The organism is Vibrio sp. TRT 17S01, from assembly GCF_050113695.1.
GTDB lineage: Bacteria > Pseudomonadota > Gammaproteobacteria > Enterobacterales > Vibrionaceae > Vibrio.
The window spans coordinates 149,215-166,945 of the sequence record NZ_JBNJOG010000005.1; the positions used below are offsets into that span (position 1 = coordinate 149,215).

Annotated in this window: 23 protein-coding genes; 6 read left to right on the plus strand and 17 right to left on the minus strand. The window is 43.7% G+C overall.

Going from position 1 to position 17,731, the window contains the following annotated elements; all coding sequences use genetic code 11:
• Positions 1–225: 225 nt before the first annotated feature.
• From ACQEXS_RS10125 to ACQEXS_RS10185, 13 genes are all read right to left on the minus strand, one after another.
• The gene (locus tag ACQEXS_RS10125) at positions 226–840 is read right to left on the minus strand and encodes a fumarylacetoacetate hydrolase family protein (protein ID WP_427013737.1); all 615 of its coding nucleotides are present in this window, start codon (positions 838–840) and stop codon (positions 226–228) included.
• A 159-nt stretch (positions 841–999) separates the two neighbouring features.
• The gene (locus ACQEXS_RS10130; protein ID WP_427013738.1) at positions 1,000–1,650 is read right to left on the minus strand and encodes a lysophospholipid acyltransferase family protein; all 651 of its coding nucleotides are present in this window, start codon (positions 1,648–1,650) and stop codon (positions 1,000–1,002) included.
• A 7-nt stretch (positions 1,651–1,657) separates the two neighbouring features.
• On the minus strand, positions 1,658–2,590 hold the full coding sequence (locus ACQEXS_RS10135; RefSeq protein WP_367990248.1) for a phosphatidate cytidylyltransferase: 933 nt from the start codon (positions 2,588–2,590) through the stop codon (positions 1,658–1,660).
• The gene (locus tag ACQEXS_RS10140; RefSeq protein WP_427013739.1) at positions 2,587–3,282 is read right to left on the minus strand and encodes a CDP-alcohol phosphatidyltransferase family protein; all 696 of its coding nucleotides are present in this window, start codon (positions 3,280–3,282) and stop codon (positions 2,587–2,589) included. Before ACQEXS_RS10140 ends, ACQEXS_RS10135 begins: the two co-directional genes overlap by 4 nt.
• A 185-nt stretch (positions 3,283–3,467) precedes the next feature.
• Complete coding sequence (locus ACQEXS_RS10145; RefSeq protein ID WP_427013740.1) at positions 3,468–6,245, minus strand: family 20 glycosylhydrolase; 2,778 nt, start codon at positions 6,243–6,245, stop codon at positions 3,468–3,470.
• A gap of 256 nt (positions 6,246–6,501) precedes the next feature.
• Positions 6,502–7,383, minus strand: coding sequence for a dihydrodipicolinate synthase (locus tag ACQEXS_RS10150; RefSeq protein WP_427013741.1), 882 nt, complete (start codon positions 7,381–7,383; stop codon positions 6,502–6,504).
• Positions 7,364–7,726, minus strand: coding sequence for a PTS lactose/cellobiose transporter subunit IIA (locus ACQEXS_RS10155; RefSeq protein WP_427010704.1), 363 nt, complete (start codon positions 7,724–7,726; stop codon positions 7,364–7,366). The genes ACQEXS_RS10150 and ACQEXS_RS10155 overlap by 20 nt, the downstream gene beginning before the upstream one ends.
• A complete protein-coding gene (locus tag ACQEXS_RS10160; protein WP_367990253.1) occupies positions 7,723–9,063 on the minus strand; it encodes a PTS sugar transporter subunit IIC in 1,341 nt (446 codons plus the stop codon). Before ACQEXS_RS10160 ends, ACQEXS_RS10155 begins: the two co-directional genes overlap by 4 nt.
• Before the next feature lie 3 nt (positions 9,064–9,066).
• The gene (locus ACQEXS_RS10165; protein WP_367990254.1) at positions 9,067–9,393 is read right to left on the minus strand and encodes a PTS sugar transporter subunit IIB; all 327 of its coding nucleotides are present in this window, start codon (positions 9,391–9,393) and stop codon (positions 9,067–9,069) included.
• Positions 9,394–9,619: 226 nt separating this feature from the next.
• The gene (locus tag ACQEXS_RS10170) at positions 9,620–10,624 is read right to left on the minus strand and encodes a LacI family DNA-binding transcriptional regulator (RefSeq protein ID WP_427013742.1); all 1,005 of its coding nucleotides are present in this window, start codon (positions 10,622–10,624) and stop codon (positions 9,620–9,622) included.
• Between the two features lie 114 nt (positions 10,625–10,738).
• Positions 10,739–11,353 carry an HAD family hydrolase gene (locus ACQEXS_RS10175; RefSeq protein ID WP_427013743.1) on the minus strand — a complete coding sequence of 205 codons (615 nt, stop codon included), beginning with the start codon at positions 11,351–11,353 and terminating at the stop codon, positions 10,739–10,741.
• A 246-nt stretch (positions 11,354–11,599) separates the two neighbouring features.
• Positions 11,600–12,028 (minus strand): MarR family winged helix-turn-helix transcriptional regulator, encoded by a 429-nt coding sequence (locus ACQEXS_RS10180; RefSeq protein WP_367990257.1) that lies wholly within the window; start codon positions 12,026–12,028, stop codon positions 11,600–11,602.
• A gap of 19 nt (positions 12,029–12,047) precedes the next feature.
• A complete protein-coding gene (locus ACQEXS_RS10185; protein ID WP_367990258.1) occupies positions 12,048–12,671 on the minus strand; it encodes a cytochrome b/b6 domain-containing protein in 624 nt (207 codons plus the stop codon).
• Between the two features lie 128 nt (positions 12,672–12,799).
• Between ACQEXS_RS10185 and ACQEXS_RS10190 the strand changes: the two genes are divergently transcribed.
• Both ACQEXS_RS10190 and ACQEXS_RS10195 read left to right on the plus strand, forming a co-directional pair.
• On the plus strand, positions 12,800–13,231 hold the full coding sequence (locus tag ACQEXS_RS10190; RefSeq protein WP_427013744.1) for a c-type cytochrome: 432 nt from the start codon (positions 12,800–12,802) through the stop codon (positions 13,229–13,231).
• A gap of 32 nt (positions 13,232–13,263) precedes the next feature.
• Positions 13,264–13,932, plus strand: a complete 669-nt coding sequence (locus ACQEXS_RS10195) for a hypothetical protein (RefSeq protein ID WP_427010709.1) — start codon at positions 13,264–13,266, stop codon at positions 13,930–13,932.
• A 44-nt stretch (positions 13,933–13,976) separates the two neighbouring features.
• Here ACQEXS_RS10195 and ACQEXS_RS10200 read toward each other — a convergent pair whose 3' ends face one another.
• Together ACQEXS_RS10200 and ACQEXS_RS10205 are read right to left on the minus strand one after the other, a co-directional pair.
• Positions 13,977–14,213, minus strand: a complete 237-nt coding sequence (locus ACQEXS_RS10200; protein ID WP_367990261.1) for a DUF1059 domain-containing protein — start codon at positions 14,211–14,213, stop codon at positions 13,977–13,979.
• Positions 14,214–14,245: 32 nt separating this feature from the next.
• On the minus strand, positions 14,246–14,656 hold the full coding sequence (locus tag ACQEXS_RS10205; RefSeq protein ID WP_367990262.1) for a GFA family protein: 411 nt from the start codon (positions 14,654–14,656) through the stop codon (positions 14,246–14,248).
• A 130-nt stretch (positions 14,657–14,786) separates the two neighbouring features.
• Here ACQEXS_RS10205 and ACQEXS_RS10210 point away from each other — a divergent pair, with 130 nt between their 5' ends.
• Complete coding sequence (locus tag ACQEXS_RS10210) at positions 14,787–15,149, plus strand: winged helix-turn-helix transcriptional regulator (RefSeq protein WP_427013745.1); 363 nt, start codon at positions 14,787–14,789, stop codon at positions 15,147–15,149.
• A 79-nt stretch (positions 15,150–15,228) separates the two neighbouring features.
• Positions 15,229–15,477, plus strand: a complete 249-nt coding sequence (locus ACQEXS_RS10215) for a hypothetical protein (RefSeq protein ID WP_427013746.1) — start codon at positions 15,229–15,231, stop codon at positions 15,475–15,477.
• 45 nt (positions 15,478–15,522) lie between these two features.
• Here ACQEXS_RS10215 and ACQEXS_RS10220 read toward each other — a convergent pair whose 3' ends face one another.
• Positions 15,523–15,801 (minus strand): hypothetical protein, encoded by a 279-nt coding sequence (locus ACQEXS_RS10220; protein ID WP_427010711.1) that lies wholly within the window; start codon positions 15,799–15,801, stop codon positions 15,523–15,525.
• Between the two features lie 125 nt (positions 15,802–15,926).
• Positions 15,927–16,553, minus strand: a complete 627-nt coding sequence (gene catB, locus ACQEXS_RS10225; RefSeq protein WP_427013747.1) for a type B chloramphenicol O-acetyltransferase — start codon at positions 16,551–16,553, stop codon at positions 15,927–15,929.
• Between the two features lie 157 nt (positions 16,554–16,710).
• On the opposite strand from catB, the gene ACQEXS_RS10230 reads away from it, so the two are divergent.
• Positions 16,711–16,938: a ParD-like family protein gene (locus tag ACQEXS_RS10230; protein WP_427013748.1), complete on the plus strand. Its 228-nt coding sequence runs from the start codon at positions 16,711–16,713 to the stop codon at positions 16,936–16,938.
• A complete protein-coding gene (map, locus tag ACQEXS_RS10235) occupies positions 16,928–17,713 on the plus strand; it encodes a type I methionyl aminopeptidase (protein ID WP_427013749.1) in 786 nt (261 codons plus the stop codon). Before ACQEXS_RS10230 ends, map begins: the two co-directional genes overlap by 11 nt.
• Positions 17,714–17,731 lie beyond the last annotated feature (18 nt).

The following is a 17,731-nucleotide window of genomic DNA, read 5'->3' on the forward strand; positions in this document are numbered from 1 at the left end:
TTGATCTTTCGCGGTTAAATTTTGTTCGAAAGATCAACTGACCCTAACCAAATAACACAACCAATACCAACAACACTACTCCAATCACGGCGATGGTTTTACACAGCAATCCTAAATTTGAACTTCCGCCATTTGGCGCTTGATTACAACATCCCATAAAAAACCTCCGGTTGACCCAACAACTAGAGGTTAAAGCTTGTCCAAAGGGTAAGGTAAAGACTTTTGCTACTCGGCAACCCATTCAATTTCAATCAAGGTCTTGTCTGCGCACTTTAGACGCCCAAGAAACACATCGCCTTGATGCACCTCCCCCACGCCTTGCGGAGTGCCTGTCATAATGATGTCGCCATCAAACAACGTAGTGTAACTCTTGAGTTCAGAAAGAATGGCTTGCGGTGAGAAAATCATTTGTTTTACTCCACCACACTGGACGCGAACACAGTTGATAAACAGTTCTAGTTGCAGCTCTTCAATGGCAAGACCTTTTATTGGCACAAACCGACTGAACACGGCAGAGCCATCAAACGACTTGGCTCGCTCCCATGGGAGCCCTTTATTTTTTAAGCTTGCTTGCAACTCACGTTTCGTCAGATCCAGCCCTAGGCCAACCGCACTAAGCTCACCCTTTTGTACGACAAAACAAATTTCGCCTTCGTAGTGCAGTGATTCTTGATGGAAGGAAGTTAGACGGGAAGTAACCGACGCATTGGGCTTATTGAAAACCACCATTTCGTCAGGGATTGCATTGTTTAGCTCGTGGATATGCTCAAGATAGTTGCGTCCAACACAAACCACCTTAGAAGGTTTGACTGGCTTTTCCCCAATATAAACAGAATGCATGTGTACTTCCCTGACCAATAAGTATGAGAGCAGATTTTAACCGAATCCGTTGTCGAGAAAATGAAATTCGAATTTCATGTCTCTAAAGTAAGATCAATTCCCCAAATTTCAGTCGATTAGCTTACTTTATCTGGTTTAAATCCGGTCTTTCTTACTCTCTCAGTCAGCATCTGCTACCTGAACAATACACATCTCCGCTAGCTCCCGATATTGGTTCTGCATCACCTCAACAAATTCATCCGCATCTTCAAAATGCGCAATGGGCTCGCCAAGAACAACATCGCAATTAAACGGTACAAACATCGCTGTTCCTTTTGGCAGAGCAAGTCCTAGCCCTCTCATAACAATCGGAACCACCGGGCATTGCTCGTGGTCTTTCACCAAATGGAAAATGCCCTTTTTTAGACCACTCATGACTTCGGGATCACCACGACTGCCTTCTGGGAAAATGATCAGAATATCACCATTATGAAGCGCCTTATGGCACTCATCGAAAATGGCATCACGTTGGCTTTTGGAAGGCGAGCGACGAATGGGAATAATGCCGATCACATTAAGAGAAATCCAAGAAATCAGCGGATTCGCTAAAAAGTAATCAGCAGCGGCGACCGGCCGAACCCGACCAACCAAGCGGATTGGAAACAGCGCCAATAATACGAGCGTATCGAGGTGACTGTTGTGGTTTGCCGCAACAATGACCGGTCCTTTGCTTGGTAGGTTCGGACGATTAATGATGTTAAGCCCCAGCCCAATAAACACCAATGGTTTGACGATAAGCAGGACAAACAATATTTTAAGTAACTTTTCCATGTTTGCTTTAGTAATAGAGGTAGTAGATGTAATGGAAGAACAGTGGTGCTGTAAACATCAAGCTGTCCACGCGATCGAGTATGCCACCATGGCCGGGAATAAATTGGCTGGTATCTTTGATTTTTAAGTCTCGTTTAACTGACGAGATCACCAAATCACCAATGAAACCACTGAACGCAATGATCATCCCGGCAACTAATCCCTGTTCCGAGCTAAGTGGGGTTAAATAAGGGGCAACAAAATAAGACGCAAGAATAACGGTTGCACCGCCACCAATAAAGCCTTCCCAAGTCTTATTCGGGCTTACTTTCGGCACAATTTTATGTTTACCAAAAGACTTACCCCACACATACTGACAAACATCATTGAGCTGAGTGAATACCAATAAAAACAGCAGCATCCCCATTGAACCCGCTTGTTCATTCAAACTTGGAAGTACCAACAGATACGCCATGTGACTGATGCAAAATACCGTTAACATCAACGACCAATGGATAATACCGGCAGAACGAATAAAGCCTTTGGTCTCACCGATGAGCACCGCGACCATCGGCAAATACAAGAACATGTACACTGGGATGAAGATGATAAACATTCCATACCAACCTAGAGATAGCCAGTAGTACTGAAATGGGATGGATAAGTAAGCCCAGAAAATCACTCGGCGATCTGCCATACGCGTTGGCACAATAGAAAAGAACTCTTTTAATGCCATAAAGCTTAGGAAGCCGACAAAAAACAAAGTGTATTGCAGTGGTAAATTTAACACCACGAATACAATACCGACCATCCACCACCATGAGCGGATGCGCAGTTTTAGTTCAAGGTAATCTCGTTCTCGATGCGTACGTGACAGCCACAAGTAAACGGCGGTACCAACCAATAACGCCGCAACAATGGCAATCATTAGGTACAGAGAATGGGAAGGAATACGACTCATTTTGCTTCTCCGTTTTGCTCATTGGCAAAATTGTCCGCTTTAAATGCATAGATACCAGCAAGTCTTCGCCATGTGGTGTAGACACTTGCGATTAACATCACCACAAGGGCAATGTCCATCAAGTAATTAAATACGGTAGGTAATAGCTCAAATTGATAATGTACAAATAACACAACAAAGACACCCGTTAGCAGCGCCATACGATGCTGTTTGGCCATTGGGCCTCGAAAATCTGCTGGGCATCCCATACTGACACCCAGTACTCGAACATACGCGGTTAAGACCGCAACAAGTGCGCAGCTCCAAGCCAATGGCATTCCAAACACACTTTCTGTCGCCAGCCCAGCAGCGATGATAAAAAGCGGATCCGCGATGCGATCTGGCACGTCATTAAACAGTTCACCTGCCGGAGTTTTCTTACCCCCTTCAACTGCGACCATGCCATCAAACAAATTACACAGCAGCCGCAACTGAATACAAAGCGCCGCCAGAAGAAGGAAAAAAGGAAAGGAGAAAAAATAGAAGCCTGATACGGCCCCATAGCCAATCACGGCAAACACAATACTCATTAAAGAGATCTGATTTGGGGTAACATTTTTTTGGCTAAGCCACACCGCAATGCGTTTGGTTAATGCAACGTCACGAACCGCAAGCGGCCTGCGATTAGCCTCTTCTTGAGAATTGTTTTCCATAACTACCACTGACATGTTTAAAATTTATATTTGAGTGGTCATATTATATCCATTAGATAACGAAACCTTGAAACGGAGATCACCCTTTAGATAGATACTCCGATCCCAAAAAGGTTAGAAAGTGCCAAATGAAAAAAGCCAGCCTAGGGGGAACCAAGCTGGCTTATTCCTACTGATAGACGTGTTTATTGCGCGACGTAATCCACTCGACTACTGCGACCAGAGGCCGTAATGGTTCGAGTTTTTACCTTTTCGGCATGACTGACATCGACAGGTCCATAGTAAGGAATCCACGTTTCACCATCATCCAACGAATACTGGGTTTCTAAGCCAGGGAATCGATTATTCACTTTCAACACTCCTGCTTCTACAACCGCACCAGGAAGAGGAACTCGATAGTTCACACCGTGTTGACTTGGAATTTGGTTGTAAATATCAACAGGCTGGACGTATTCCAACTTGTCTAATGCATACTGACCCAACGTATTCGTGAAGGTATCCCACGCTCGATCCATCGAGGTTTTCCCTGTTGCATCAGGTGCGTCTTCTACTGGCATATTGGTCACCCAAGCACGCTCAGCAACACCCAATAATTTAGGAAAAGTAAGATATTCCATGATCTCTGGCGACTTTAAGTTTTCAGCAAATAGCTGACCTTGCAGACCGACCACATTCTTTTTCCCTTCTTCACTTAAGTTCACCCAATTCGGATTCCAAGGAACCGGGTTACCCAGCTTGTCGGTTTTACCATTGGCATAAATATTAAATGGGCGATACTCAAACGCTTTCTTAGTATCGGTGTAACCAGCCCAGTGATAACCGACTTCTTCCGGATGCTTGGCGTAGGCTAAATCGAAATATAAGTTGGTTGCATGAGACAGCACCACCTTATAGCCTTTATTTGCAAACACATACGCTTGATGCTCATTACCCCAGCCCCATACGTTGTTCCAGAATAATGGATACAGCTCACCGTAGTCCGCTTGACCAGTCCCATTATGGGTTAATACGTCACCCCAACTTGCCATCTGGAATCCATTTTGACGAATAATGGATGCCCAACGAGTAAAGAAGTAATCGAATAACTCTGGGTCAGTTTTACCTGCTGTTGCCGGGTTTTCCTGAACCAAAGGTGATTTCGACCACCATTCATTAGGTCCAAGGTGTGGAAGTTCATCACCACCACCATGCAATCGCGTCATTTTGGCTTCAGGAACCGCATCGTACATTTTCTTGGTTTCACTGATGACCTTTTCTAAGAATGCAAAAGTGCTTTCCAGCGCAGGGTTAACCATGTTGTCGGTGTAAAATTGAGGCGTATAGAATTTGGATTCGTTCAATGGATCAATCAAGCGATAACGATTTGCCTCCACCGGATCGCTGTCTTTGTATTTGTTATAGCGATATTCCATAGCCTTAATTGCCGCTCGTGCATGCGCAGGGAAATCATATTCCAAGATCACATCAATATGGCGATCAGCGGCATACTTCAATATTTCTTTAAAGTCTTCAACCGTATAATAACCCCAACCTTCACCCAGATAGTTTTGCTGAGCAATTTCAAACCCTTGGAATTGCGGCGGTACACCTTTGTTTGCTTCCGTGGCATTCGCAGGCTTGCCTTCAATACCATCACCGGCTGCAAAACCATTGCTGGCCCCCATAAAAGTATGCAGCATTTGCTTCTCTTCGACATCGTAGCCTCGTTTTGAGCCAAATTCAGTCAATTCTGGAATGCCCGGAATTTCAATTCGCCAACCTTCGTCATTGGCCACGTTCATCTCAAACTTGTTGATTTTGTAGTAGGCAAGCAAGTCAATCAGCTTCAGTACTGTTTCCTTACTTTGGAAGTTACGCGACACATCCAACATCATGCCACGGTACTCAAAACGCGGAGCATCTTTAGCACTAAACGCTGGGATCACCGCATGTTGCTTCTTGTTAGCACCAACAGAGTCTTTATAAACATCTTCGGGAATCAATTGACGTAAGGTTTGAATGCCATAAAACACACCCGCAGCGTCCTTACCTTCAATGGTAATGCCTTTAAAAGGGTCAACATCGAGCTTATACCCTTCACTATCAGCAGCACCATCACCATCCGTATCCAGATTTGGATTGACCTTCAATGTGATCAAATGGCCGGGATCAGGATTGGTGGCATTAATAGGAAACTCACCTTGAACCAAATCCTTAAGCGCACTTTGTAAATATGCCGCTTCTGTGCTGAGGCTTTCAGGCGCTTGAATAGAAGCCACCCAACCTAGTAAGGTCAGGAACGCGCCATTTGTTGGTTCAACGGATTGCAATTGAGGGACCACTTGGTGCTGAACCGACAACGTAACCTGAGCAGAATTATTACCCGCAAAACGAAGAGCTGGTGTTTCGACGGGTTTCGTATCATGAATGCTTTGACGCGTGTGTTTAGGATTCGCAGGGTCCATAAACACATCGACAGACACAGCTTGTGGTGCAGCACCATCAAACGAAATGTGGAAACCTGATGGTGAGTCGTTTTTCAACATTTGCCAATATTGCGCGGTGATCATGATTTCACGAGACTCACCCGGATAAATAGGTTCAAAGCCAGCAACAGGCTCAAGCACAAAATAATCACCACTTTTTGCTGTATCTGCATTTCGAACAGAAACATTTTGTTGTGCAAGTTGCAGACGAGCATTCTCCCCATTAGGGTCGGTTTCAGGTAATACCGATGCAGGTGGACGGACAGAGTTAAAATACAGAGACCAATTTTTATCACCTAATGCTTCATTACCATTATTTGTGATTGTTAGGCTACCCAGAAATATATTTTCACCGATATCATGGTCAATCACTTGCCATAACAAATCGAGCTTATCGGCTTGAGGATGGGGGGTGTCAGCAAATACCAAAGGTGCTGATGCAAACTGCGATGCCAACGCAATGGTTAAGAGTTTAAGAGGAAATTTAACCTTATTCATAATTGTATATTCCATAGCAAATTACAGACGAGAAAACCCCTCGCGATCTAAACTACAGATACGAGAAAGACACGGATTGAATAACAGCGATTGATGAAAATACCTTTGTTTAAGGTGTAGCAAGCCACGCCAACAAACGTTAACGCAAAAAATTAGTATCAAAGGGTTTGCTTGCTATGAGTGCAAATCAATCTCTGCTATTGACGACGGGTAACTGCTTAATGTTTACCCGCCGATAATTAGAGAAAACGAAGCGCTATCGCCGATTGGCCATTCGCTTATATTGATGGCGTCGACCACGTAAGGTAATGCCTAGCTTCATGATGTTTTCTGGTGGTGCAATACCACTGTAGCCACCATCACCAATATGCACCACGTCCGCACCAGCAGCCTTAGCCGCGATGGCGACTTGTTCAATATAGGATTCATCGGCACCTTCTTGAGAAGTGCCAATGGCCAACATTCCAAGCATGCCCGTTTTATGAACTGCAGACATCATTTCACGTGCTAATGTTGGGTCAACCCCCGGAGTGGTATAGGGCGCTGGGAACATCATGATGTCAGCGCCCGCTTCAGCAAAGGCAGGAACAATACTGAGGTTATAGTCGTTACCGACGCCCCCTGCATGCATTTTACCGGCAACGATGATCAACTCTTGCGACACACTACGGACTAAAGAAATCGCATCTAGGATTGTTTCCTGTGTGACACAGTTACCCGGGTTTCCGGTCAACATCACATAATCCAATCCCAGTTCTACTGCTTTTTGAACAGTCTCCTTTGTCACGGTCCGGCCGACATCAACGTGTTTGACATCATCGGGGATAGGCTCGAGGTTACACCCAATCAACCGGCCTGTGGCCGCTTTCACTTCGGCAATAGACATGGTTTCATCTGGATTCTCGGACAAAATTTTAATTGCTGGTTTCATCACATCGAGACAATTTAGCGTGATCATATCAGCACCAAACGCCGCCGCAATCTCAGCTCCCGAAACCACATCGAGTGGTGGCGTAATCGCGACTACATTTTCAACCATCAGTGTTCGCCCTTCAGAATTACGAATACTGTTGACGATTTGCTTGCGCGACGCATGACGAAGGTCTTCGGCTGTGTAATCAAATATGCGCTTCTTCATGTTGAATTACCTTTTCCAGTTTCTTATGAATAGCGATGACTTCTTCTGCCATCTCACGGCATAACATGGTTGTCATGATGTGATCTTGTATGTGGGTCAAAATCAAGGTCATCGGCACTTTGCCTGCTCCCTCATCAAAACCAATCAAAGAGGTTTGTGACTTGTGTACGGCAATCAGTGCGTCATCTGCCGCCGCAAGTAACTCTTTTGCCTTGTGAAATTTGTCCTGACGAGCAAGAGACATGGCTTCCATACAAGCTGAACGTGCCTCTCCTACTTGGCATAGCAGCATCATCAAGAACTCTTCTGTAATATCTTCGGGGGCTTTAATTTCAAAACTCATCGCGCCAACTCTCCTTGTGCTTCGGTGGCACCAGTTGGTGTCGCAGTAGCTTCATTCATTGCATTCTCTTCTTTCAGCAGTTGTCTCTCATGAATTTTCAAGAATGGGTAGAACACCAATGCGCTGATAATGATACTGCTCAATACTACAAGTGCCGCTGTACCTGAGTTGGTCGCAATGATTGCGCCAATTGGTGCTGGCATTGTCCATGGTGGGATAGCAATGATCTTGGCAACAAAACCTGTCTTAAACGCCAGCCAAACGATTGATGTATTGATGGTTGGCGCTAGCAACCAAGGAATGAAGTAGATTGGGTTCATGACAATCGGTGTACCGAAGATCACAGGCTCATTGATGTTAAATGTACCCGGAACAATCGACATCTTACCGATGGTTTTCAGTTGGGTCGCTTTTGAGCGCATCATTAGCACCACTAGACCCCATGTACCACCAGCACCACCGACGAAGATAAAGAAGTCCATAACAGGGTTAATGAAAATCGCAGGAAGCGGCTCACCAGCGGCTAATGCATCTTGGTTCAAGCCAAGGTTAATTAATAACATTGGACCAATAATACCGCCGACTACCGATCCGCCGTGAATACCACTGAACCAAAGAATTTGGACAATCAGTACCGCAATTAAACAGGCAATGTAGCTATCAGAAGCTAAAACTAGAGGCTGGAACAGCTGCATGATTGCTGTTGGGATCTTCAAATCGTACTGACCAAGGAACACGTTGATCGACATGATGATCACAGAAATAAACACAATAGGGATCAGCAAATCGAACGATGCTGAAATCTTTGGCGGTACCGCATCCGGCATTTTGATACGAATGTTGTATTTGATCAGCAAACGCTGCATTTCTGGCACTAATAAACCGCATAAAATGGCCGTGAATGCCCCTGTGCCACCTAAAAATGCGCCGGGTAACACACCACCAATTTCTACATTCACCATCGGTGCAACCGAGAGCAAAAAGGCGAACATCGCCAACATACCGGTGTTCATTGCACGAAGTTTGTATGACTCTGCCAAGCTAAAAGCAATACCAAAGGTCGCGTAAAGAGCAAAGATCCCCATACTCAGTTGGAAAGGTGCCATGATGTTATCTTTACCGATTGCTGCAATTAAACCGTGCCAGCCATCAAAAAAGAAATTACCTTCAGAGGGCGGGAACGCGAGCACCAAAAGTAAAGAGCCCACAATCAAAAATGGCATGGTTGATACAAAGCCATCTTTAATCGCATTAACATGCCGCTGGGCAGAGATTTTACCCGCCACCGGTGCAACTACATTTTCTACAAAACTTAATACCTTATCGAAAAACGCCATGGCTTAGCTCTCCGTTGTTGTACTGTGTGCATTAAAAAGTGCTATCGCTTGCTCAAGTACTGCTTCACCATTCAATAAGCCATAGTTCATCATATCGATAAGCCCGCATCCCTTCCCTTGCTCATTGGCTGCACGCTTAAATTCTTCGTATTTGAATCGTACCTGTGGGGCGACCAAACAAACATCACTCCACTTTAAGCACTCTTCAAACTCAGCGATCGAGTGGGCTGAGATTTCACACTCCACCCCTTTCTCTTTCGCGCTTTGTTCCATCTTACTGACTAGCATGCTGGTAGACATGCCAGCCGCACAACATAAAAAAACTTTCATACTGTCTCTCCTTTGACTGCTTCCTTAGCCAAAATGTAACCGGTTTCAGTAACCGGTTACATATATACAACAGAGAGAATAAAATAACTGACGCGAATATAAAATTTGTTACATATGTCTACTTTTTATCCAAAGCGAATTAAATTTATGTCTAGTTGAACAAGAATGAGGATCGAAGAAGAAAGAGAAACGTGCCCTGCAAAAATACAAAGCACTAAGGTTAGATTTATAGGGAAATCGATTTTGCAGAATCGCGTGGGACCAAGCTGCCTTGGATGACTTCCACTGGAGGAATAGGTTGGCCTTGAATCAATTGCTGAGCAACTTCCATTGCTCGTTCGGTTATGGCTTGGATCGGAAGATCCACGGTTGTCAAAGATGGCGTGACAAAAGCGCTGCACGGATCATTATCAATACTGACAATAGACACATCGTCAGGGACAACAATACCTTGCTCTGCGAAAGCTTTAATGCAGCCCACCGCAATATCGTCTGACGCAGTCACAATAGCAGGAGGTAACTCACCTTCATTGAGCAGAACCTTACCCGCAGCATAACCTTCGATAAAGCCAAAATTACAAGGCACGTGGTTACCTGATACCTTTTGCAAAGCGTAACTCTGGATAGCCGATTGAAACCCAGCTAAACGAGAAACTGATGTAGGTGTTTTAGGCGCAGGGCCAACATAAGTGATGGATTGGTGCCCCAATAAAACCAAGTGTTCAACAGCCATAGCCACCGCATGCTGTTGATCAAAACTGACAGAAAATCCCGCAGACTGCGGTAATCGTCGACCTACGTTAACCAAAGGCACATCAATAGATTGGTTAAGCGCTATCACCTGCTCTTCAGAAAGCATTCGGCTATACAAAATAACCACATCGCATTTTTTCTCGACAAGAGAATGCACTGCATGTAGCTCACTTTCTGCTTGATTGTGTCCATCAGCAATCAGCAGCTGTTTACCCATTTGTTCTGCACTCTCGGAAGCTTGTTTGAGCAACAGCCCAAAATAACTCCCCGTAAAGTCAGACAGCACCAGACCAATGCTATTACCACTGCGAGTCGCCAAAGCCTGTGCTACCGAGCTGGGCTTGTAATTCAGCTCCTTCATCACCGATTCGACTAAAAGACGCGTGCTCTCTTTGACTTGTCCTGTGCCATTAATCACGCGTGATACTGTTGCTTTGGATACGCCAGCCATGCGAGACACATCTGAAATGGTCGCCATTAATACCTCTTAAACCACAAGAACAAACTGCTGTTTCAATTAAACATACCAGAAAGCTATACTTTTAAAAGTTTATTGGTATCAATGGCTAATGTGGGTCACGTTCACTCAGGGCTAAACCGTGACGCCAAGTTTGTTCAGCGCTTGTGTCGCTTGCTGCGCATTTAAAAACTGAATAGCATGAATACCAACATGTTGAGCCCCTTCAACGTTTGGCGACATATCATCGAGAAAAACCGTTTGTTCTGGGTTTAGATCATATTGCGCAAGTAAGTGATGATAGATCTCTTTTCCCGGTTTTAAACAACCCACTTCAGCAGAAACAATCGCACCATCAAACTCATGCCAAAACTCATAACGCTGCTTAAGAAACGTAACAATTTCATGCACGTTGTCGGTCAACGCATAGACTTTATACCCCTGACTTTTGAGAGTTCTTAAAAGCGCTAATGAACCATAGATAGGAATTAAGCTTTCCTTAACGTAGAAAAACAACGTGTCTAACTCATCTTCAGATAGCCCTAGCTCGATTTGATACTGCTTTTTGACGTCTTCTTCGGTAAATTCTCCACGATTGAGCGCCAACCAAAGTTCATGACCAAAAATCGCTTTAGCTTTTACTTGTACATCAACATCATTACCAAACGTCAATCGCACAATCTCTTCTGGTGCCCAGCGCACCAGCACATTGCCAACATCAAAAACCACATTTTTAATTGGACTAAGCATTGATATGAGTTCCTTTTTGTTTGATTCACCGCCGCTGGTTTCTATAGTTCCATTTTTCGAACACGTTAAGGATGATCACCTTATCAATTTGCTAATCGTTGACACAAAACTGGCCTCATTCTCAGTTTTATCTCGTTCATTATCCTTGTGTGTGCCCATCCATTTCACATGTTAGAGTCAGCCGCACAAACAAAAAAGCCATCACCGAGTCAGTGATGGCTTTTTAAGCTTTATCTGAGCAGACAATCAAATCGCCGCGACCATTTTTTGCAAAAGAGCGATCATTTGCTTTTGCTCATCAGGCTCCAATGAGCTCATGAGTTCTTTATTTACCGCGACAGGGATTGGCAATAACACATCCTTCAATTGCTTGCCTTCATCCGTCAAGAATATTCTGAAAGAACGGCGGCTATTTGGGTCATCTTGGCGTATGACTAAACCTAGTTTTTCCAGTTTATCCAATGTTCTGGTTGTCGTTGAACTTTCAACTTTAGATTTGATAGCAATATCTTTCTGTGTTACTCCCTCTTCTTCCCATAAGCACATCATTGTTGGCCATAGGGCGATTGTAAGACCATGTTTCTTTAATTCAGAATCAAACTTCTTTGATGCCTGGTTTGCAATTACATTAATCATCCATCCAAAACTAGTTTGCCTATCAAATGTTACACTCATTAATTCTCATCTAACTCTCTCATGCTATAGCTACGAGAAGTATAGTAACCAATAGAGCCGCCATTAGCACGAAAAGTGCCTTAAGGTTCGAGGCGAAATACAGTGTTTCGCGATCAGACGCTTCATTCTGTACACCAGTAAACATCGCCAGAACAAGCGGTTTAGAACGAAGCTTGTAAACAAGTATCGCGCCAACGTGAATAAGGACTAGAGCAGGGATTATGCGAGCCAAAGCCATATGCATAGATTCAAGCACTGAAAAAACGTTGTCTGTTATGAGAGAATTAATCACTGGAATATTGTCAAGAAAACCCGCGATCGCCATCCCTGAAATACACTGCAACAATAGCGCGGTGATCATCATTACAACCATCCATCCCCCTGCGGGATTATGACCAACGCCCGATGACTCTTTACCACGCAAATAGCGAATAACAGTGGTTGGAGAACGAACAAATTCACGGAATCGACTGGTTTGGCTTCCGGTAACTCCCCAGATCAGTCGCCATAAGACTAACGTAAATATGGCTAAACCAATTTGGACATGAGGCCCATTTCCAGAAAACCCTGAGGCTAACAAAGCAATGCATAAAACAGCTTGAAGCCAATGATAAAGGCGTGTCGCCAAATCCCACACTTTCATATTTCAATACCTATCAATCATTGTATTTGTCATTTCAAATTAATTTACACAACAACAGTTGCGCGCGCAACTATTGTTGTGTAAATTAACCTCTGCTCACAAAAGCTACCAATAAGAACGAGGATCAAATGAAAAAGTATTTTCTTGGCGTTTTGCTGCTTGCCCCGCTTTGGAGCCAAGCGCAAAACTTCGACTCTCAAATAGAGCAACGTCAGCAAGCCTTCAAATCAATTGAGCAGCAAAGTGAACGAGTGGAAAGCTTGCTCGATAATCACGATCTGCAATGGGATGAGATCACCAAAGCCAGTGAACAATTAGTCGCACACAGCCAATCCTTATCCGGGTTATTTCCAACAGGGAGTGACTCCAACAGCAAAGCAAAAATTGAAATATGGCAAGACTCTGAAAAGTTTCACAATTTACTCCACCAGATGATTCTGGGCTTCACGCAACTCAATCTTGGCGCTCAAAATCAAAACCAAACATTGTCACAACAAGGGCTAGAAGCTGCCCAGAAAACATGCCGTAACTGCCACCGAACCTACCGTTCTCGATGGTAACTCTCCACAACAGACACTGAAAAGGAAACACTATGAACAAAGCACTTCAATATTTGCTTGCCAGTACTCTTGCTGCAACATCAGCGTACGCAACAGCAGACGACTTTGGCGTTGAATTAGTTTGGAACACCACAGATGCAGAAGAAGTCTTAAAGGTACTTCCAGAACAAAAAGATGAATTCCACAAACTCGTCAAAAAAGGCGAGATCAAAGATATGTTTTTGGTGAAAAGCAATATCGATGGTAAGCCAGCACAACTGCTTAAATTTGTCATCACTGGTGATAGCGAGAAAGAAGTAACAGAAAAGCTTCATCGCTTACCTATGTATGAAAAGGAGCTGGTTAAAATCCACAAAATCCAAAACTTAGGTGCAAAATGGCTGGATAATACGCCCGTGTATAACAACTATGGCGTGACCTTTACATGGAAAGAAGAGATTGAACCGCTTGAAATTGATCGTGTATTAGGTATTGATCTTCAGCGCGTGATCAGCCTTAACCAAGCCGGACTAGTGACATCAGCCTACATCAACACACAAAAAATGAGTAATGGCGTTGAAAGACCGATATATTCCGTCGCTTTTTTGGCCAAAGATGCACAACACGCTCGCGAGCTAAGCAAACAATTTGAATCTGTCAATTTAGGCTATGCGTCGATCGATGTTCAATACTTGGGCCATAAAGTGAATATCACTGACTAATTAGCCAAAAGCACTGATGGTTTCCATCAGTGCTTTATTGATTTCTAATCGTCTGCCAATGATTCAAATTCATTTTTCTTGCTCTGGAACCAAGCTTGCATTGCTTGTGGGTCTTGCATGAGCTGCTGAATTTTACCCATCGCTTCAAGGTGCTTGGCATCTTGTTGTTGGTACATTTCCATACCATGCTGCTTACTCATTTCAACAATTTCTTCGAAAGTGTCTGCGCTAAATGATTTATCGCAAGCTCCTCCAAGCTGTACACATGTCATGGTTTTCATCGTAACCTCCTTGGTCATACTAACAACTAGGTTTAAAGCTCGGGCATCTTGTCAAACTTAGGGAGTTCCTGTGAAAGGTGATCCCATGAAGCTCCGCTGGATGCATAAACCACCATCGACGGTTTAAATAACTCCAAATCATCCAGACTGCCCGCCCTAATAAACTCAAATTCTGACATACCGTTGTTTGACGCGTAGATATGTGAGCCACACTTTGGGCAAAAACCACGTGTAATGGTATTACCACTGTCGGCTTGCTTTTGATGATACGCGAGTTCACCAACAAAACTTAAACTGCCTTTAGGTACCGCTATATTGGCAGTGTGCCCTGTACCACTCAGTTTCTGGCAGTCTTTACACTGACAATACCCTGCCATCACTACAGGTTTCGAGCAGGTATAACGTACTTCCCCGCATAAACATCTTCCCGAGATCCCTTTCATTGTTTACCTCACATTAGGATTGAGTTTAGTCACTTACAAAATTGAAGTTACTAAAGCTTAGTCTTGTCACTTCAATTTCGCAAGTTAGTCGCTTATTATTATTCATTATCAGTACAACATTGAGGTTATCGTGAAGCCTACCAATGACTTTCTGCGCTCTGGTTGCCCTATTGCAAATGGCTTAGACATTTTCGGGGATAAATGGACATTAATCATTCTAAGAGACTTACTCTGTGGTAAAACCACATACAGTGAGTTTGCTAACTCACCTGAAGCGATCCCCACAAACCGTCTCGCAGACCGATTAAAAATGCTTGAACTCAATGGCATGCTGCGTAAAGAGCTGTATCAAACCAAACCCAAGCGATATAAATACCAGCTGACGCCAAAAGGTGAAGACACATTGCCCATCCTTCAAGCAATTTCTCGTTGGGGGAACAAACATATCGAAGGAACTTGGATCCCTCCAGAATGGTTTATGAATGCAAAGTAAGTTCACGTGAACACTTTGATACTTCGCTTAAGCGTGAAATAATCCCCCTATTAAAGTGAACGATGTAAAGTGAATACAGATGAACCATACCAATAATATAATTGCAACGCTGGAAGAACTTGAGCACTTCTTGGTCGCCGTAGAAAACGGTGGATTGGGGCTAGAAGGCGTCGCTGGCGTTGCGATGGCAACCAACAATGCTGATGGTCGTCATTTTGTCGCCGTATTAGATGACAAGCATCAACTGTTGCTAGCTCGCTGGGTGACCGATGAAATATTCAAATCCGGCCAAGATTTGGTGAAAAACGGCCCGAGAAAGAGCCACTGATAATAAAAAGCCCGCTGTTGCAAGCGGGCTTTTTATTATATTGACTTACGCACTTTGTCGTCGCATTAACTCTTTTCTGTATTCATACTCTCGAAAAAGCCAGCAACCAGAACACAGTAGTGGCAACGTAAGCGTTAGCATAACCAATAATCGCGTATGTTCGTTGATAAAACGGATCATGGGCATCTCACTGCCGAGCGCAAAATACGCAACAATACGTAAAACCGCCACAAACATACTGAATATAAAGATCCTTGAGAGAATGTAACTGAGGAACCCTCTACGACGTGTTAGTGACCATTTATCAAAGTCCTTGGCTTTCATCTGCTTTCCTAGCAATATTGATAAAGTCAATAATATGAGATTATATCTGAGCAAATAAACTTTCTCAGTATTTATATAATTAGCCCCATATTACAAATCCAACCGTCGCAAATTTGAGTATTGTTTCACTTTACCCCTTGCCAGTATTGGTACAAGGCCTCAATATCGCCGGAGGTTAATATAGGCATCGCGTCTTTAAGCGCTTTATCTGACCACTGCCACCATTTCATTTCCAGCAACTGGTTAATTTGCTTCGGTGAAAAGCGATAACGGATATGCTTCGCAGGGTTAGACCCGACAACTTGATAGGGTTCCACGTCTTTCGTCACTACAGCACGACTTGCAATGATCGCCCCATCCCCCACTTTAACGCCGGGCATAATCATCGCTTCAGAACCAATCCACACATCATTTCCAATAACAGTATCACCAACAGGCTGAAAACCATCACGAGCTTGTGAAAACAACTCATCTTGCTGGTAGAAGAAAGGAAACGTACTTACCCAGTCATGTCGATGTCCTTGATTCCCTGCCATCATGAAGACGGCACCGGAACCAATAGAGCAGAAGCTGCCAATGATCAGTTTATCAACGTCATCCCTTTCATCGGACAAATAACGAGCGCAATCATCAAAACCATGCCCATGGTAATAACCCGAGTAATAACTGTAACGGCCCACAATAATATTAGAGTTCGTGACTTGTTCTTTAAGAGATTTGCCCGAGAAAGGGCTTTCAAAGTAGTTGTTCATAGCAAGAAATACCAAAGAAACAGAAACGAATAATAACGGTTATCCATACCAAATACCTCAACAACAGCGGGTTTATACTCCTATGTTTTTTACATCATTTGACAATTGAAACATCGTGCATATCATTTATATACGTTTCATACACAATTCATAGTTCATGGGTATAGTTAAAATTTCAGATGACCTCCATGAAGAGCTGCGAAAAGCCAGCTCCGTCATGTCTCGCTCAATTAATTCTCAAGCAGAGTTTTGGATTAAAATCGGTATGCTCTCAGAGCTGCATCCACAACTCTCCTTTCATGAAATCGTCTCCGACCTGATGAAGTCTGCAGATGTTTCACCGACCAACATCACCACAAAAGAGGCACATAATCTTGAGCAATAAGGTAACCATAAAAACCTTAGATGAAGTGGTATTAATGCGGAACTCAGGGAAACTGCTTGCACGTGTTTTTCACATGTTAGATGACTATATTCGCCCTGGGATATCAACGATGGACATCAACAATCACGTTGAGCATTTCATTGTTAATCAACTCAATGCGCGTCCCGCAAGCAAAGGCCAGTACGGTTACCCATATGTCCTCAACACATCACTAAATGAAGTGGTATGTCATGGAATTCCTAAAGTCGACCAAATCCTCAAACCAACGGATATTGTCAATGTTGATATCACGTTGGAAAAAGATGGTTTCATTGCCGACTCAAGCAAGATGTATGTAATGCCAAATGCCTCTCCTTTGGCCAAACAACTGGTCGATGTGACCTATCAAACGATGTGGCAAGGGATCAAACAAGTCAAACCCGGGGCGAAATTAGGCGATATTGGTTATGCGATTCAGTCGTTTGCAGAGTCTTATGGTTACAATATTGTTCGGGAATATTGTGGCCATGGCATTGGCCGAGAAATGCACGAGTCTCCGCAAGTTTTACATTATGGTTTACCAAATACAGGGTTAACGCTTGAAGAAGGCATGATCTTTACGATTGAACCCATGGTGAATCAAGGAACGGCAAAAGTAAAAACAAAGAGGGATGGCTGGACGGTCGTAACCCGCGATAAAAAACTTTCAGCACAATCTGAGCACACCATCTTGGTAACTGAAACCGGATATGAAGTGCTTACCTTAAGAACAGAAGAAATACTATCACTTCGTTAAAAGCAACTTTCTTCTAGA

What these genes read in the sequence shown, in the direction of transcription:
- ACQEXS_RS10230 (WP_427013748.1), top strand. Translation starts at nt 16,711, where the DNA reads ATGGGTATAGTTAAAATTTCAGATGACCTCCATGAAGAGCTGCGAAAA.
- ACQEXS_RS10205 (WP_367990262.1), bottom strand. Translation starts at nt 14,656, where the DNA reads ATGAAAGGGATCTCGGGAAGATGTTTATGCGGGGAAGTACGTTATACC.
- ACQEXS_RS10180 (WP_367990257.1), bottom strand. Translation starts at nt 12,028, where the DNA reads ATGAGTGTAACATTTGATAGGCAAACTAGTTTTGGATGGATGATTAAT.
- ACQEXS_RS10165 (WP_367990254.1), bottom strand. Translation starts at nt 9,393, where the DNA reads ATGAAAGTTTTTTTATGTTGTGCGGCTGGCATGTCTACCAGCATGCTA.
- ACQEXS_RS10215 (WP_427013746.1), top strand. Translation starts at nt 15,229, where the DNA reads ATGAACCATACCAATAATATAATTGCAACGCTGGAAGAACTTGAGCAC.
- ACQEXS_RS10130 (WP_427013738.1), bottom strand. Translation starts at nt 1,650, where the DNA reads ATGGAAAAGTTACTTAAAATATTGTTTGTCCTGCTTATCGTCAAACCA.
- ACQEXS_RS10200 (WP_367990261.1), bottom strand. Translation starts at nt 14,213, where the DNA reads ATGAAAACCATGACATGTGTACAGCTTGGAGGAGCTTGCGATAAATCA.
- ACQEXS_RS10135 (WP_367990248.1), bottom strand. Translation starts at nt 2,590, where the DNA reads ATGAGTCGTATTCCTTCCCATTCTCTGTACCTAATGATTGCCATTGTT.
- ACQEXS_RS10125 (WP_427013737.1), bottom strand. Translation starts at nt 840, where the DNA reads ATGCATTCTGTTTATATTGGGGAAAAGCCAGTCAAACCTTCTAAGGTG.
- ACQEXS_RS10170 (WP_427013742.1), bottom strand. Translation starts at nt 10,624, where the DNA reads ATGGCGACCATTTCAGATGTGTCTCGCATGGCTGGCGTATCCAAAGCA.
- ACQEXS_RS10185 (WP_367990258.1), bottom strand. Translation starts at nt 12,671, where the DNA reads ATGAAAGTGTGGGATTTGGCGACACGCCTTTATCATTGGCTTCAAGCT.
- ACQEXS_RS10150 (WP_427013741.1), bottom strand. Translation starts at nt 7,383, where the DNA reads ATGAAGAAGCGCATATTTGATTACACAGCCGAAGACCTTCGTCATGCG.
- ACQEXS_RS10190 (WP_427013744.1), top strand. Translation starts at nt 12,800, where the DNA reads ATGAAAAAGTATTTTCTTGGCGTTTTGCTGCTTGCCCCGCTTTGGAGC.
- ACQEXS_RS10140 (WP_427013739.1), bottom strand. Translation starts at nt 3,282, where the DNA reads ATGGAAAACAATTCTCAAGAAGAGGCTAATCGCAGGCCGCTTGCGGTT.
- ACQEXS_RS10145 (WP_427013740.1), bottom strand. Translation starts at nt 6,245, where the DNA reads ATGAATAAGGTTAAATTTCCTCTTAAACTCTTAACCATTGCGTTGGCA.
- ACQEXS_RS10175 (WP_427013743.1), bottom strand. Translation starts at nt 11,353, where the DNA reads ATGCTTAGTCCAATTAAAAATGTGGTTTTTGATGTTGGCAATGTGCTG.
- ACQEXS_RS10160 (WP_367990253.1), bottom strand. Translation starts at nt 9,063, where the DNA reads ATGGCGTTTTTCGATAAGGTATTAAGTTTTGTAGAAAATGTAGTTGCA.
- ACQEXS_RS10220 (WP_427010711.1), bottom strand. Translation starts at nt 15,801, where the DNA reads ATGAAAGCCAAGGACTTTGATAAATGGTCACTAACACGTCGTAGAGGG.
- ACQEXS_RS10195 (WP_427010709.1), top strand. Translation starts at nt 13,264, where the DNA reads ATGAACAAAGCACTTCAATATTTGCTTGCCAGTACTCTTGCTGCAACA.
- ACQEXS_RS10155 (WP_427010704.1), bottom strand. Translation starts at nt 7,726, where the DNA reads ATGAGTTTTGAAATTAAAGCCCCCGAAGATATTACAGAAGAGTTCTTG.
- catB (WP_427013747.1), bottom strand. Translation starts at nt 16,553, where the DNA reads ATGAACAACTACTTTGAAAGCCCTTTCTCGGGCAAATCTCTTAAAGAA.